This window comes from Streptomyces sp. NBC_00009 (genome assembly GCF_045040855.1).
Taxonomy (GTDB): Bacteria; Actinomycetota; Actinomycetes; order Streptomycetales; family Streptomycetaceae; genus Streptomyces; species Streptomyces aureus.
The window spans coordinates 4572039-4587264 of record NZ_CP108312.1; the positions used below are offsets into that span (position 1 = coordinate 4572039).

The 15226-nt window shown below is 69.2% G+C and carries 11 protein-coding genes and 1 pseudogene; 4 read left to right on the forward strand and 8 right to left on the reverse strand.

The window, feature by feature from the left end; all coding sequences use genetic code 11:
- Positions 1-283: 283 nt before the first annotated feature.
- The 8 genes and pseudogenes from OHA58_RS20745 to OHA58_RS20780 all read right to left on the reverse strand — a co-directional run bounded on the left by OHA58_RS20745 (position 284) and on the right by OHA58_RS20780 (position 11075).
- Entirely contained in the window at positions 284-2845 is a 2562-nt protein-coding gene (locus tag OHA58_RS20745; RefSeq protein ID WP_405480533.1) for a DUF6185 family protein, read from the reverse strand.
- Positions 2827-3207 (reverse strand): hypothetical protein, encoded by a 381-nt coding sequence (locus OHA58_RS20750; protein WP_405480534.1) that lies wholly within the window; start codon positions 3205-3207, stop codon positions 2827-2829. Before OHA58_RS20750 ends, OHA58_RS20745 begins: the two co-directional genes overlap by 19 nt.
- 103 nt (positions 3208-3310) lie before the next feature.
- A pseudogene (locus tag OHA58_RS20755) lies at positions 3311-3713 on the reverse strand (EamA family transporter); the annotation flags it as partial.
- 17 nt (positions 3714-3730) lie between these two features.
- Complete coding sequence (locus OHA58_RS20760; RefSeq protein ID WP_405480535.1) at positions 3731-5032, reverse strand: RNA-guided endonuclease InsQ/TnpB family protein; 1302 nt, start codon at positions 5030-5032, stop codon at positions 3731-3733.
- A gap of 139 nt (positions 5033-5171) precedes the next feature.
- Positions 5172-5705 carry a YbaK/EbsC family protein gene (locus OHA58_RS20765; RefSeq protein ID WP_405480537.1) on the reverse strand — a complete coding sequence of 178 codons (534 nt, stop codon included), beginning with the start codon at positions 5703-5705 and terminating at the stop codon, positions 5172-5174.
- Between the two features lie 68 nt (positions 5706-5773).
- A complete protein-coding gene (locus tag OHA58_RS20770) occupies positions 5774-7438 on the reverse strand; it encodes a penicillin-binding transpeptidase domain-containing protein (RefSeq protein WP_405480538.1) in 1665 nt (554 codons plus the stop codon).
- A gap of 84 nt (positions 7439-7522) precedes the next feature.
- Positions 7523-9160 carry a penicillin-binding transpeptidase domain-containing protein gene (locus OHA58_RS20775; protein ID WP_405480540.1) on the reverse strand — a complete coding sequence of 546 codons (1638 nt, stop codon included), beginning with the start codon at positions 9158-9160 and terminating at the stop codon, positions 7523-7525.
- A gap of 151 nt (positions 9161-9311) precedes the next feature.
- The gene (locus tag OHA58_RS20780) at positions 9312-11075 is read right to left on the reverse strand and encodes a dolichyl-phosphate-mannose--protein mannosyltransferase (RefSeq protein WP_405480542.1); all 1764 of its coding nucleotides are present in this window, start codon (positions 11073-11075) and stop codon (positions 9312-9314) included.
- Between the two features lie 143 nt (positions 11076-11218).
- On the opposite strand from OHA58_RS20780, the gene rsmI reads away from it, so the two are divergent.
- The 4 genes from rsmI to OHA58_RS20800 all read left to right on the forward strand — a co-directional run bounded on the left by rsmI (position 11219) and on the right by OHA58_RS20800 (position 15180).
- Positions 11219-12115, forward strand: a complete 897-nt coding sequence (gene rsmI / locus OHA58_RS20785) for a 16S rRNA (cytidine(1402)-2'-O)-methyltransferase (RefSeq protein ID WP_227295212.1) — start codon at positions 11219-11221, stop codon at positions 12113-12115.
- 194 nt (positions 12116-12309) lie between these two features.
- A complete protein-coding gene (locus OHA58_RS20790; protein ID WP_405480543.1) occupies positions 12310-12738 on the forward strand; it encodes a hypothetical protein in 429 nt (142 codons plus the stop codon).
- 75 nt (positions 12739-12813) lie between these two features.
- Positions 12814-13695 (forward strand): TatD family hydrolase, encoded by an 882-nt coding sequence (locus OHA58_RS20795; protein WP_405480544.1) that lies wholly within the window; start codon positions 12814-12816, stop codon positions 13693-13695.
- A gap of 135 nt (positions 13696-13830) precedes the next feature.
- Positions 13831-15180 (forward strand): ubiquitin-like domain-containing protein, encoded by a 1350-nt coding sequence (locus OHA58_RS20800; protein WP_405480546.1) that lies wholly within the window; start codon positions 13831-13833, stop codon positions 15178-15180.
- Positions 15181-15226: the final 46 nt, after the last annotated feature.

The window sequence follows — 15226 nt, forward strand, 5'->3', positions numbered from 1 at the left end:
GGCGGAACCTGGTCCTGACAAGCCACACGCAGTCCGCGCACCCGACGCGCCTGATCAGACAACCGGCGCACGCTTACGGGTGGCCAATCCCGATATCCGCCGGACACGGCTCGAGGTACTGAGGACTCATGGCGCAGGACGAGGCCGGGTGTACGGAATGGCCTCAGCCAACCCCCTGACCAGCAAGGTCATTACTGTATGAGTGTGGCTTGACTGATAAGTCGTCTGTAGCAGCACAGGGCAACCGCTAGACCGAGGAGAGCTAGGTCGGGCTGGCCGGCGGTCACATGCTGGAGATCGCTTGCCAGATACCCGCCGCAGCCGCCAGCTGCGTGATCAGGAAGGCGAGCTGCCCGGACATGCCGTGCACCTGATAGATCGATTTCATCAGGCCGAAGCGTTTTGTCCAGTAGTGCCGTTCACGACTGAACGTGTCGGTGTCCACCCACATGCTCGTCAGGGTCAGCACCGTGAGCATGAGGATGACGTTCACGATCGCCAGGCCCAGCTCCTTGAGGTCGATGCTGCGGTTGACTGCGGCAACGACGATGACGGGCACGAGCCAGGCGATGAACAGGCTGAATGCCCGGATGGGGCCGCGCTCTCCGGGCAGTACACGCCACAGCGCGCCAAGGACAAGTCCCGCACCGGCGAAAGAGATCTCCCGCGCCAGGAACGCCCCAACCACATCAGGAATGCCTGTGGGCAGGTTGAGTGTGTAGTCCCAGTGCTTGGCACCATATGCGTACTCGTACCAGGCGGTGACCAGACTGGGGAGAATACCGAAGATGGAAGCCCAGCGCGCTGCATCGAGGGCATTCCCCCACCACCGCGCGTGTGGTCCCCAGCTGAGGGCAACATCGACCACGGATACCGGGTCCGGTAGGCAGTCGTAGCCGCATCCGGTGGGCCGCCAGCGGTGCAGCGAGTGGAGTCGATCCTCCAGATCGACTCTTGTGCTTTCCTCTGCGTTCCCGTGATCAACGAGGCGAAGCCGGTTGAGTAGATTGCGGAAACTGCGGGCATCGTCCAATAGCTTCTCGCGCTTCACTGGGTCGCTCAGTTCTGCTACGACACAGTGTGTCTCTGTTTTCCTATCCACCCGGCTCAGTACCGACCATCGACGCCCCACTTTCACCACTGCGTAGAGTGCGATCATATTCAGAGGCAGCCAGAGGCCGTACACAGCCGCGACGCTTCCCGCGAACGAGGCCGTCCTCAGCGCCACGACGATGGCGAAGACAGCGGTCACCAGCAGCAGATCCACCTTCTCCGGCCCCAAGGATGTCTCCGGTCCGGACCGGGATTTACTGTGTAGGACCGCCACAAGTGCAATTCCGGCCAGTACCCACGTCTGGGCGTAAACCCACGTAGGACCCGTCGATGCGAGTTCCGCGAGTTGCCGGCTCAGGGCACTGCTGTAATCGATGCCGAAAAGAGAGCTGGCGTCCCCCATCCAGTTGGCACGTGTCCACCTCATATGGAAGGAGAACACACGGCAGGCCACCACCGCGGCTGCAACCACGGCTAGCGCGGCCGCGACCGCAGCGATACGGCGGAGGCGATGCTCGGCCTGGCTTCTGCCCGAGGACTCGGGATGCTCATGTTCGCCTTCACCCGAGGGTTCGCCGAACTTCCCTTCCCGCGCAAAACGCCACACCCAAGCAACGATCGCGGTCAGCCACAGCCACAGCATGGAAAAGTCCAACAGGAACAGTCCGACAATTCCCGAAGTCGGCGGCGGAGCTTTCGGCACCAGTTCGGGCGGGAGACCGAAGAGATCGGGAGCTAGGATCACCAGCAGACCGATCAATGCCGCTACCCCCGGGGGAGTGGCAACTACGACCACCTTGGGGTTTTTCCAGCCTCCGAGATGGCCGTCGGGGCCCTGCTTCATCGGAAGCCATGGCCGCGCAAGGAGCACGAGAGTGAAGCCGGACGAGATCCCGATGAACGCGCGCCAAGGATTCACGCTGGGAGAGGGGCGGAGCAGCAGCAGCAATGTCAGGCCGAGGGCTGCACTCACCCCCGCCCACTGCAAAGCTGTTTTGGCCACATCCATCTTCCTACGGAGAGGCCATGCTGACGCGGCGATCACGATCGAGGCGCAGACCCACCAGGAGGTAACGCCCAGAGAGCTGATCCAGGAGCTTCTCTGCGGGGCAAGATCCCGTGGCGGAGTAATTGTGACGTAAACCTGCTTTTCGGACGCCGGCTTGTATCCACTCCACACCCTGACATCTTTTTCGATGCTCGACACTTCGGATGTATCGCTGATTTGCAGGCCGCCTGGGTGGACCTCGATCCGGCGCCATGAGGCTTTGATCAGAGCGTCCGGTGGATGGAGAGTGGCTGTCCAGTTCGCAGGTCTGACCTGGACCGTCCAGGGACCCACTTCGAATGTGCCCACGGCGGCGGGGATGAGATTCCATGATTCATACTTCACCACGACCGCGTCTTTTTGCGTGGACGGCTCGTGGCTGACTGATCGCCACTCCGGATGCCACCCGCGAATTTTCTGCGATTCTTTTCTCCTGAGGAGCAGACAGTGCAAGGCGTGACGATAATCCGACGTATGTGGACTGAGTGTCAGGTCGTCTGCGCCCTCGCCCCTTTGTTTCGGCACCTTGATAGTTGTTACCTGCAGCACCTCGACGAAATCGGGACGCTTTTGACTGAAGGAAACCTCGGAATCGACACTTATCTTATCCGGTTTCCCGATCTCCGGGCACTTGTTTGCATCGACGGCGTGCGCCTGAATCGGTGCCACCGCCCAGCACTCCAGCATCGCGATGGAAAGCAGGAGCCACCGCCACGCGAGGGACGTCATTTCTGCGGCGGGCATCCGCTGGAGGGGTCGCACACCAGGATGACCTCATAAGGGTCATTGTCGAACTCGGCGCGGCGCGAGTGTTGGACGCCGGGGAGGAAACGCCACTGGGTTGGCTTGCTGTGCTTGGTCTGATTCACCTTCTCCACTCGGGTGTGGAGGGTGCGTGTCTCTGCATCGGTCGTCTCGGCCAGAATCTCACCCTCAGCCAGAGGGAAGTGGTCGTGGAGTAGGCACAAGCCGAAGCGTTCAAGGTTGCCGTGCTTTTCCAGGACCGCGGCCAGCTCTTGGACGAAGACCGCGTCCTCCAGCCCGAGAGGTTCGGCCTCCTCGAACCGCGGAAGGACCGGCCTCGGGGTCTCCTTCTGACTGCTCACCGCGACCTCCATTAATTACCGAGAGCATCAGTAAAATCACGGTAAGCGTTCAAAGGGTGGCCCGCCACCCGACGCGAACCGGCGGCCGTTCGTTATTACTGCATCAATAAGGGTTGACTGACGACTCGCGCAGCGCCGAGATCGGGGCGAGGTCCGCGCGGGTCTGCGCCCACAGGACGAGCCCGTACGCGGACAGCGCCGCGCCGAGCAGCCCGACCGCCGCGAACGGCCGCAGGCGGGCGGTCAGTTCGCCGCGCCACGTCCAGGCCGCGTACACCGGGACGCCGAGGCAGCCGAGCATCATCAGCCATGCGATGTAGCCGAGCGAGTTCCCGGAGGCGCGCACGACACCGCGACGCCCGCCACCTGCCAGCCGTCGGGGGCCTGCCCGCGAACACCGCCGCGAGCACGGTCACCACGAGCGGCGCCGTGCCGCGCGCGATCGGGTAGGCCTGGCCGAAGTCGCCGAGCTGGAACGAACACATGAGCAGGGCGTAGTAGGCGACTTGACATCCTCCCCGTCCTAAAGGAGGGGGATTCCAACCTGGGTGGGTTGAGGTTCACGGGCGCTCGAACGGCTGGTGGCCGTTGTCGCCCCTCCGGCACCGGTGCTTCTGCGCCGGGGGCGGGGGATCCCGCCCTGTCCTGCCGCGACGTTGTTGGCAGCGTTCTCATCGGCGTTGCAGGTGAACCCGCAGGATGCGCAGCAGAACTCGGCTTGGCTCTTGCGCGAGTTCTTCTCGATCCAACCGCAGGCACTGCACCGCAAAGATGTGTAGGGGGCGGGGACGTCCTCGACCCGGCCGGGCGCCTTGTCCTCCGTGCGTCGGCGCAGCAGGCCCCAGCCCTGGGCGAGGATCGCCCGGTTCAGTCCGGCCTTCTGCCGCACGTTCTTGCCGGGCTGCTCGGCCGTCCCCTTCGCCGAGCGGGTCATGTTCTGGATGTTCAGCTTCTCGAACCGCACCAGGTCACAGGATCTGGCGAGCATCGTCGAAGTCTTCTCGCACCAGTCCTTGCGCCGGTTCGCCTCCCGCGCCTTGAGCTGGGCGACCTTGGCATACTCGACGGTTTTGGCCTCGCTGCCCTTGGGGGCGCGGGAGGCCCGCCGCTCATGTTTGCGGATCTGGGCGCGTTCCTTGACGGTCAGCTGCGGGCAGTTCAGCTTCCGCCCGTCCGAGAGGGCGGCGGTGATGGTCACGCCCCGGTCGATGCCGATGGTCTTGCCGGTGCCGGGTCCGTCGACCGACTGGGGAATGATCGCGAAGGCGATGTGCCACTGGTTGTTGCGGAAGGTCACCCGGAACGTCTTCGCCTGCGGCAGTACGGAGCCCTTGCCCTGGGCGCTGAGGCGGAAGCGGACCCAACCGCAACCGGGCACCTTCACCTGCGCCCACCGGCGGTTGAGTTTCTGCACCACCACCGAACGGCCCATCACCTGCTTGCCCTTGGCGTTCAGCCTCGGGGAGCCGTCCGCCTCGAACTCCGGCACCCGGTCGGTGCCGATGACCCGAAAGCCCTCGTGCACGAACTTCTTGCGCCAGGTCGGCTCCCCGAACCCGGAACGGATTCTCGCGGTCACCGCCTTGGCGAAATCCCTCAAGGCCTGCTGCTGCACATCCGCGTTACCCTCGCGCAGCCACTCACTGTCCGCGCGGGCGGCGGTGAGCTGGCGGCACTGCTCGGCAAAGCCGGGCGCCGACCTGCGGCCCGGCTGCCAGTGCGTGTGCTGCTCGACCGCCAGGTTCCAGATGTAGCGGGCGTGCGCGCAGTGGCCGAGCATGATGCTCGCCTGCTCGCTCGTCGGGTACATCCGCAACCGTGCCATGCCGCGAACCTAGCCACCGCGTTCCCCGCCCGCCCACACCTTCGATCACCACCACCCGTGTGAGTGACCACACCGGCGATCGCGTTCCAGCTGGCGTGCGTGACGGCCGCGAGGAGCACGGCCGCCGCGACGAGCGGGGTCACTGAGCGGTCTCGCGCACGTCCACGAGGGCCGCTCCGGCGTGTGCGATCAGCGACTTGGGGTCCATGGGGAACACGGCGTATGGGGTGCCGGCGGCGGCCCACACGGTGTCGTGGTCGAGGAGCGAACGGTCGGCGAGTACCCGTGTCCTGGTGACGTGGCCGAAGGGCGGGATGCCGCCGATCGCGTACCCGGTCGTCGCGCGCACGACGTCCGCCTTGGCGCGGGTGACCTTCTCGGCGCCCAGCTCGCGCCGGACCAGCTCCACGTCCACCCGCGACGCACCGTCCATCAGGACAAGCACCGGCACCCCGTCCGCGGCGAAGATCAGCGACTTGCAGATCTGGCTGAGTTCGCAGTCGATCGCGGCCGCCGCCTCCTGCGCGGTCCTGGTCGCCTCCGGGAAGCGGCGGACGAGCGGGAGTACGTCGTCCAGGCCCAGCTCGGCGAGGGCTTCGGCGAAACGGGGGTGCGCGGCGGTGGCGGCGGATGCAGCGGATGCGGCGGATGCAGCGGATTTCGGGGTGCTCATGGCCGCACCGTAGCGCTCGGTGTACCCGCCACGCGACCAGGTATCGACCCCGTCGTCAGTCCCCGTCGTCAGTCCCCCGCGAGCAGCATCTGCCGCACCACGGGACCTGCCGAGTCACCGCCGTGGCCGCCCTGCTGGACGACCGCCGCCGAGGCCAGGTCGCCGCGCCAGGCCGTGAACCAGCCGTTCGGCTTCTTCTGCCCGTCGACCTCCGCCGAGCCGGTCTTCGCGCCCATGTCGGTGCCGAGCCCCGACATCGGCTCGACCGCCGTACCGGCGACCGCCGTGTAGTGCAGCAGGTCGCGCAGGGCGCTCACGGTCGACGGGGACAGCTTGCGGGAGGCCGTGGCGAGCGTGCGGTGGTCGACGTCGGGCGAGACGAGGTAGGGCTGCTTGAACTCGCCCGTCTCGGCGGTGGCGACGACCGACGCCATGTTGAGCGGGTTCATCCGCACCCCGCCCTGCCCGATCAGCGAGGCCGCCATCTGCGCCTGCGACTGCACCGGGACCGCGCCGTCGAAACTGGGCACGCCGATCGACCAGTTGTCGCGGCCGAGCCCGAAGACCTCCTGGGCCTGCTTCGTCAGATCGCCGTCGTCCAGCTTCTTGGCCTGGCTGATGAAGGCGGTGTTGCAGGAGCGCGCGAAGCTGGCGCGGAAGGTGCCGTCCTTGATCTCGAACTTGTCGTCGTTCTGGAACTTCCAGCCGCCGTACGTCACGTACTTGGGGCACGGGTGCTTCTTGTCGACGCCCGCGAGGTTCTTCTCCAGGAGCATCGACGACGTCACGATCTTCATCGTGGAACCGGGCGCGAGGGAGCCCTGGAAGGCCGTGTTGAAGCCTTCGGGGCGGGAGTTGGCGACCGCGAGGATCTCCCCGGTCGACGGCTTGATGGCGACGACCGCGGCCTTCTCCCGCTTGGCGACCTCGCGTTCGGCGACGGCCTGCGACGTCGGGCTGATCGTCGTACGCAGGGTGCCGGGCGTGCCCTTGGAGAGGGCGACGAGCGTCTTGTCGGGCGTGTGCTCGCTCTCCTTGCCGCTGTCCTTGTGGACTACGCGCAGTTCGATGCCGGCCGTGCCGCCGGCCTTCTTGCCGTACTTCTCGCGCAGCCCGTCGATGACGGTGCCGAGCGAGGGGTACTTGGCCGCGGTCAGCTCGTTGCCGGAGCGGTCCGTCGCCTTGATCGGCGGGTCGCCGGCCGCGCCCGTGACGAGCCGGTCACCGTCCTTGAGGTCCGGGTGCACGACGGACGCCTGCCACCCGACGAGCGGCTTGCCGTCCTTCACCCGCCGCACGACGGTCAGTTCGGAGCCGTAGGCGAACGGCTTCGACTTTCCCCCGTACGAGACCGTCGCCGACACCGCGAACGGCATCTTGGCCCCGGCACGCTTCCCGGGAGTCAGCTTCACCCCGGACAGATGGGCGTCCTTGCGGTACGAGGTGAGGGCGGCCGTCGCCGCGGTGGCGTCGTCCGTGGCGGCCGCCGCCTTCGCGGTGTCGCCCGCGGCCCACGCGGTCAGGAACCGGTCGGCCGCGGTGCGGACCTCGGCCGGAGTGACGGGGCCCGTCTTGACGTGGGGTTTTTCGTCGGCGGCGGCCGATGAGTCCGAGTCGCCACTGAAGAGGGCGTAGGCGCTGACCCCGGCGCCGAGCACCACGACGGCGACCACGCCGCCGATCACGGCCGTGTTGGCCTTCTTGCGCTCGGGTTGCCTGCCTCTGCTGCCCACCGGTCCTCCGTCGTTGCCCAGTCCACCCAGTTCCTAGCGGACGGCCCACACTAAGGCGTCCCGGGATGTGCTCCCTACGGCGCCTCAGCTACCCGCCCGTAGCACCGCCGCCACGATCGGGCCCGCGGCGTCGCCGCCGTGGCCGCCCTCCTCGGTGACCGCGGCCGCCGCGACGTCCCCGCGGTAGCCGGTGAACCAGCTGTTCGACTTGGTCTGGCCTGTGACTTCGGCCGAGCCGGTCTTGGCGCCGATGTCGGGGCCGAGACCCCTCATGACCTGGGCGGCGGTGCCGGACGTCGCCGTGCGGAGCATCATCGACCGCAGCTGGGCGGCGGTGCCCGGGGTGAGGCCGCGGGCGGTGGCGAGCTGCCGGTCGTCGACGGAGCGCGGCACGATCACGGGCTGCTGGAAGACGCCCGTCTTCGCGGTCGCCGTGACGGACGCCATGTTCAGCGGGTTCATCTGGACCTGGCCCTGCCCGATGGCGTTGGCCGCGCGGTCGGGGCCGCCCGACGGAGGAATCTTGCCGTCCGCCGACGCGATGCCGGTCTTCCAGTTGTCCTGGCCGAGACCGAAGCGGTCCTGCGCCTCGCGCGTCAACGACTCGTCCGTCAGCGGCTTTTCGTCGATGAGCTTCACGAACGCGGTGTTGCAGGACCGGGCGAAGCTGTCCGCGAGGCTGGCGCCCTCGTTGGCCTTCATGCCCGGCAGGTTGTGGAAGGTCTGGCTCTGCCAGGTCGCGGTGTCCGGGCAGGGCGCGGGGCTGCTGACCGAGGCGACACCGTTGTCGATGAGCATCGCCGTGGTGATGATCTTCATCGTGGAGCCGGGGGCCTGCTGGCCCTGGAAGGCGGCGTTGAAGCCGTCCTGGCGGTGGTTGGCGACCGCGAGGACCTGGCCCGTGCTCGGCTGCACGGCCACCACGGACGACTCGTCGAAGCTCTTCACGGCCCGCTCGGCCGCCGCCTGCGCGGTGGCGCTGAGCGTCGTGTGCAGCTCACCGGCCTTGCCCTTCACCAGCGTGAGCAGCGTCTTGGTGCCGGCGTCCTCGCTCTCGCGCCGGATGTACGTCTCCACGCCCGCGCGGCCGCCGGCCGTGTCGCCGTACTTCTCGCGCAGCTGGTCCAGGATCGGCCCGAGCGAGGGGTACTTCTCCTTCGTCAGGACGTTGCCCGAGCGGTCCACGGCCTCGATGGGCGGCGCCGAGGCCTCGCCCGTGACGAGGGTGTCGCCCCTGCGCATGTCCGGATGCACGACGGCCGCCTGCCAGTCGACCAGCGCCCGGCCGGTGTTGAGGCCCCGCACGACGGTGAGCGAGGAGTCGTAGGCGAGGGTCTTCTTCTTCCCCTCGTACGACACCGTGGCCTTCACCTTGAAGGGCACCTCGGCCCCCGAAGGAGCCCCCGCCGTCAGCGTGGTCTGCGTGATGTGCGCGTCGTCGTGCCAGCCGGTCAGCGCCGAGAGCGCCGACTCGGCGTTGTTCGTGTACGTCGACGCGGAGTCCGGGTCGGACTTCGCCCACGCCGCGAGGAACTTCTGCGACACGTCCTTGATCTCGTCCGCCGTCGGCGGCCCGGTCCTGCGCGGCGAGGGTGCCCCCGCCGTACTCGATCCGCCCGAACCGCTCACGGCCGTCACCACGTTGTACGCGCCGTATCCCGCGCCCCCGACCATGATGGCGAACACCCCGCCGATCACAGCCGCCTTGGCCCCCTTGCGCATGCTGCGTCCCCTCCCCAGGTTCCGGTGGGGAACTTTAGGCGGCGGCCGGGCCCGGTGTGACGAGAGTTCGCAGATGTTGTCCGAACTTGTCCGAACGGAGACCGCCTCCGAGGGGTTGGGACGTCCGCGGTCGGCCCCGGGGGCCAGCCGGTCAGACCCAGGTGTCCAGCCACATCCGGGACTGCCAGGAGCTGAAGGGGATCGCCTGCCCGGTGTAGATCGGCCAGAAGTAGACAAAGTTCCACACGATCAGCAGGACGAGCACGCCCGCGCCCGCCGCGCCCACGACTCTGCGCCGTTCCCCGGACCCCGGTGGCCCGAGGATCGCGCCGACCAGCATCGCGACACCGAGACACAGGAAGGGCACAAAAACGACCGCGTAGAAGAAGAAGATCGTGCGTTCCTGGTAGTTGAACCAGGGCAGATAGCCCGCGGCGACGGCGCACGCGATGGCGCCCGCCCGCCAGTCGCGGCGGAAGAACCAGCGCCACAGCAGATACAGCACGGCGAACGCCGCCGCCCACCACAGCAGCGGGGTGCCGAGCGCCAGGACCTCGCGGGCGCACTTGTCGCCCGCGCCGGCCGGGCAGCCGTCCTTGCCGGGCAGCGGGGACTCGTAGAAGTACGAGACCGGCCTGCCGTCGACGAGCCAGCTCCACGGGTTCGACTGGTAGATGTGCGGGGAGCTGAGCCCCACGTTGAACTTGTAGACCTCGTGCTCGTAGTGCCACAGGCTGCGCACCCAGTCGGGGAACAGCCAGGTCCAGGAACCGCCCCGGCCGTCGGTCGCCGCCCAGTTGCGGAAGTAGCCGCCGGTCCCGTCGGCCGGAGAAAGGATCCAGCCGAGCCAGGACAGGACGTACGTGGCGACCGCGACCGGCACCGTCGACAGGAACGCCCAGCCGAGGTCCCGCTTGAGCACGGTGACGTACGGCCGGCCGGCTCCGGCGACGCGGCGCGCGCCGACGTCCCACAGGACCGTGAGCACGCCGAATGCGGCCAGATAGATGAAGCCGTTCCACTTGGTGCCCGCGGCGAGGCCCAGGCACAGGCCGGCGAGCAGCCGCCACGGGCGCCAGCCCAGGCGCAGCGTCTCGGCGATGTGCGCGTCGGGGCGCGGCACGCCGTCCTCGCCCCTCGGGAGCGCGGCGGCCAGCTTCCCGCGCGCCTTGTCGCGGTCCACGACCAGGCAGCCGAACGCGGCGACGACGAAGAACACGAGGACCGAGTCGAGCAGCGCCGTGCGGCTCATCACGAACGCGAGGCCGTCCACGGCGAGCAGCAGACCGGCCAGGCAGCCGAGGAACGTCGAGCGGAACAGCCGCCGCCCGATGCGGCACACAAGGAACACGCACAGCGTGCCGAGCACCGCCGTCATGAACCGCCAGCCGAACGGATCGAAACCGAACAGCCACTCGCCGATCCCGATGACGTACTTGCCGACCGGCGGATGCACGACGTACGCGGCGTCGTGCGGGATCGGCACATGGCCGTCGGTCTTCAGGATCAGGTCGTTGGCGTTCTTGTCCCAGTTGACCTCGAAGCCGCGGTGGATCAGCGCCCACGCGTCCTTCGCGTAGTACGTCTCGTCGAATATCACGGCCTTGGGGCTGCCGAGATGCCAGAACCGCATCAGGCCCGCGATCAGCGTCACGAGCAGCGGACCGAGCCAGCCCGACCAGCGGGTCACGCCCCGCGCGAGGCCGTCGGAGAGACCGAGCGTCGCCCACAGCCGCGACGACGGCGGCGCGTAGGGCGGCACGAGCCGCGAGCCCACGTCGTCTCTGGGCTGCGCCACGTGACCGAACCGCCGCAGCCGGCGCTCCCACGTCGACGGCTGCCGCCCCTCGCCGGGGGTCCGGCCCGGCGGGGCGCTGGTCGAGGGAGAGTGCGGCGAGGACGCTGTACTGGTCACCGCGCCATCGTAGGGAACGTCACTGTGCGAGTCCCGTGTGCGGCCCCACCGAGTCGGCCGGCCCCGGGGCGGGATGTGTCGGCCGGGCCGGGCTTGCGGCGCCTGGCCGACACGTCCCGCCCCGCCCCTGCGAGGATGGATCCGTGACATCAAGCCCAGATTCCCCCGGAACGCTCGTGCTCGCGGGCACGCCCATCGGAGACGTGTCGGACGCGCCGCCCCGGCTCAGCAAGGAGCTGGCCGACGCCGACGTCATCGCCGCCGAGGACACCCGCAGGCTGCGGCGCCTGACACAGGCGCTCGGGGTGACCCCGGGCGGGCGCGTCGTGTCGTACTTCGAGGGGAACGAGTCCGCCCGTACGCCCGAACTGGTCGAGGCGCTCGCGGGCGGGGCCCGGGTGCTGCTCGTGACCGACGCGGGGATGCCGTCCGTGTCCGACCCCGGGTACCGGCTCGTCGCGGCCGCCGTCGAGCGGGACATCAAGGTCACCGCCGTGCCGGGGCCGTCCGCCGTGCTGACCGCGCTCGCGCTGTCCGGGCTGCCCGTCGACCGGTTCTGCTTCGAGGGCTTCCTGCCCCGCAAGGCCGGCGAGCGCATGGGCCGGCTGCGGGAAGTGGCGGAGGAACGCCGCACCCTCGTCTATTTCGAGGCCCCGCACCGCCTCGACGACACCCTCGCCGCGATGGCGGAGGCATTCGGCGCCGATCGCAGGGCGGCCGTGTGCCGCGAGCTCACCAAGACGTACGAGGAAGTGAAGCGGGGCCCGCTCGGGGAACTCGCGAAATGGGCCGCGGAAGGCGTGCGCGGCGAAATCACCGTCGTCGTGGAGGGCGCCCCGGAAAAGGGCGCGGAGTCACTCGACGCCTCCGAGCTGGTACGCAGGGTGCAGGTGCGCGAGGAGGCGGGGGAGCGGCGCAAGGAAGCCATCGCTGCCGTGGCCGCCGAGGCCGGGCTGCCCAAGCGCGAGGTCTTCGATGCCGTGGTCGCGGCAAAGAATGCCGCTCGGGGCGCCCCATCGGAGGGCAAAGGACTATCGTGAAAGGCAAAGCGCAGGCCGCGCATCGGGCCCCTTCCGATAAGGAAAGGCCAAATCGGATCCAATAGTCGACAGGCCTGATGCGATCGCGCCGGGAGAAGCGTCCACTGGTTGAAGGGACGCACCCGTCCCACGCTTCAGGGCGGATGTAATGCCCCGCCCCGAAGTGCCTTGTCCAGAGGGCAAGAGGAGCAGGCATGAGTGAGATCGCAGGCGCCGTACCGACCCCGGCCGGTGCTGCCGCACCCCAGATACCGAACCGGAGCGCGGCCACAGCCATCGCCCACGAGTCGTACGCCTTCGCCTGCATGCGGTGCGGTCACGGCTGGGAGCAGAGTTTCGAGATCGAGCACCACATCGACGGCGACGGCGCGGAATTCGTGATGTACGTGGCGGGCGGCGAGCGTGTCCCGTCGCCGCTGACCCGGCCCACGTGCCTCAACTGCGGCGGCCATGTCGTACGGATCATGAGGGCGGGGCGGGTCTCGTCGATCCGCGGCGTGATGGAACGCCAGGGAATCATGCCGGCGGAGCGGCGCGAGGGCGAGGAGCACCCCGCGAAGGAACACCACCACTGGCACTTCTCCGACCTGCTGCACCCCTTCCAGAACCGCAAGACCGACTGATCACCGGCTGAGCACCGACCGAGCCGCGACCGAACCCCGACGACCCCGCCGACCCCGGCTTCGTAGGATCGGGGCATGAGCTCTGACCGTTCGAAGGACGTCACCCCGCCGCCGCTGCCCGCGCCCCTCGCGGTGCCGGTCGCCGACTCGCACACCCACCTCGACATGCAGTCGGGCACGGTGGAGGAGGGCCTCGCCAAGGCCGCGTCGGTGGGTGTGACGACCGTCGTCCAGGTCGGCTGCGACGTGAACGGTTCCCGCTGGGCCGCCGACACCGCGGCCGCGCACCCGGGCGTGCACGCCACCGTCGCCCTGCACCCGAACGAAGCGCCCCGTATCGTCCTCGGCGACCCCGACGGCTGGTCGCGCCAGGGCGAACGCCCGGCCGGCGGTGACGCGGCCCTCGACGAGGCGCTCGCGGAGATCGACCGGCTCGCGGCCCTCCCGCACGTCAAGGGCGTCGGCGAGACCGGACTCGACCACTTCCGTACGGGACCTGAAGGCATCGCCGCGCAGGAGCGCTCCTTCCGTGCCCACATCGAGATCGCCAAGCGGCACGGCAAGGCGCTCGTGATTCACGACCGCGACGCCCATGACGACGTGCTGCGCATCCTCAAGGAGGAGGGCGCCCCCGAGCGCACCGTCTTCCACTGCTACTCCGGAGATGCCGAAATGGCCCGGATCTGCGCCGAGAACGGCTACTTCATGTCGTTCGCCGGGAACGTCACCTTCAAGAACGCGCAGCCCCTGCGCGACGCGCTCGTGGCCGCCCCGCGCGAGCTCGTCCTGGTCGAGACCGACGCGCCCTTCCTGACCCCCGCGCCCTACCGCGGACGGCCTAACGCCCCTTATCTCATTCCGGTCACGCTGCGCGCGATGGCCGCGGTGAAGGGCCTCGATGAGGACACCCTGGCGGCGGCCGTCTCCGCCAACACGGCCCGCGCCTTCGATTACTGACCGGCAGCGCCCCCGGGACGGCGCCGGGAGGGAAAGGCCGGGAACGAGTCGCGACACAGCGTAGCCGCTCTGCTTTGGAGAGTGACGATCGCTCCGCTAGGTTCTCCTCGCCGATCCGGACCCAGGAGCGTCGTCGTGAGCAATTCGCCGTACGGGACGTATGAGCCGCAGGAAACGCTCGACGCGCTCGAGACATACGAACCACCGCCCGGCCCGCACCCGCACGCGGACACCTACCGCCCCGGCTACGAGTCGATGGAGACCCAGCCCGCCTGGCCCGTGCCCGAAGCGCTGCTGCCGCGCCCGTCCGCCCCGGCCGCAGACCCCGCCCCGCAGACCGCGGGGCGCGCCGAGGCCCGCAGGGCGGCCCGGCGCAGGAAACGGCCCGAGCGGCCCGAGACCCTCAGACGCCTGCTGCCGCAGGCCCTCGTCGTCGCCTTCCTGGCCGGCGGCACCACCGCCTTCGTCGCCGCCGACAAGGCGATCCAGCTCAGCGTCGACGGCAGGCCGCGCACCCTGCACACCTTCGCGGACGACGTCAGCGAGTTGCTCGCCGACGAGGGGGTCGACGTCGGCCCGCACGATGTCGTCGCCCCCGCCCCCGGGACCGCCCTGTCCAGCGGCGACGAGGTCGCCGTGCACTACGGCAGGCTCGTCCACCTCACCCTCGACGGGGAGCGCCGCAAGGTGTGGACCACCGCGGGCACCGTCGACGGCGCCCTGCGCCAGCTCGGTGTCCGCGCCGAGGGCGCCTACGTCTCCACGTCCCGCTCCCACCGCATCGCCCGCGACGGCCTCGCGTTCGACGTCCGGACCGAACGCAGCGTCACGGTCATGGCCGACGGCCGCGAGCGCACCATCCGCACCAACGCCGCCACCGTCGGGGACGCCGTCGACGAGGCGGGCGTCTCGCTGCACGGCCAGGACACCACGTCCGTGCCGCAGGACAGCTTCCCGCGCGACGGACAGACGATCACCGTCATGCGCATCAAGGGCACCAGGGAAGTGCGCGAGGAACCCATCGCGTACGCGGTGGAGCGCACCCAGGACCCGACCCTGTTCCGCGGCACCGAGGTCGTCGAACGGGCGGGCCGCCAGGGCACCCGGCGCGTCACCTACGCCCTGCGGACCGTCAACGGCGTCAGGCAGAAGCCGCGCCGCATGAGCGCCGAGGTCGTGCGCGAGCCCCGCAGCCGGCTCGTGAAGGTCGGCACCAAGCCCCTGCCGCCCTCCGTCGCCGGCGCCGACAGCCTGCACTGGAGCGAGCTCGCCCGGTGCGAGTCCGGCGGGCGCCCCGCCGCGACCGACGCCACCGGCACCTACGGCGGCCTCTACCAGTTCGACGTACAGACCTGGCACAGCCTGGGCGGCGGCGGCCGGCCCCAGGACGCGTCCGCCTCCGAGCAGACGTACCGGGCGAAGAAGCTGTACGTGCAGCGCGGCGCGAGCCCGTGGCCGCACTGCGGCGGCCGCCTGCACGGGTAGCCGCCTGCGGTGCGGGGCCCCGCGGTCCGGTCGGGACCCGGCCGCG

Coding starts and splice junctions, on each gene's coding strand:
- OHA58_RS20745 (WP_405480533.1), bottom strand. CDS start 2,845: ATGCCCGCCGCAGAAATGACGTCCCTCGCGTGGCGGTGGCTCCTGCTT.
- OHA58_RS20760 (WP_405480535.1), bottom strand. CDS start 5,032: ATGGCACGGTTGCGGATGTACCCGACGAGCGAGCAGGCGAGCATCATG.
- OHA58_RS20765 (WP_405480537.1), bottom strand. CDS start 5,705: ATGAGCACCCCGAAATCCGCTGCATCCGCCGCATCCGCTGCATCCGCC.
- OHA58_RS20775 (WP_405480540.1), bottom strand. CDS start 9,160: ATGCGCAAGGGGGCCAAGGCGGCTGTGATCGGCGGGGTGTTCGCCATC.
- OHA58_RS20790 (WP_405480543.1), top strand. CDS start 12,310: ATGAGTGAGATCGCAGGCGCCGTACCGACCCCGGCCGGTGCTGCCGCA.
- OHA58_RS20795 (WP_405480544.1), top strand. CDS start 12,814: ATGAGCTCTGACCGTTCGAAGGACGTCACCCCGCCGCCGCTGCCCGCG.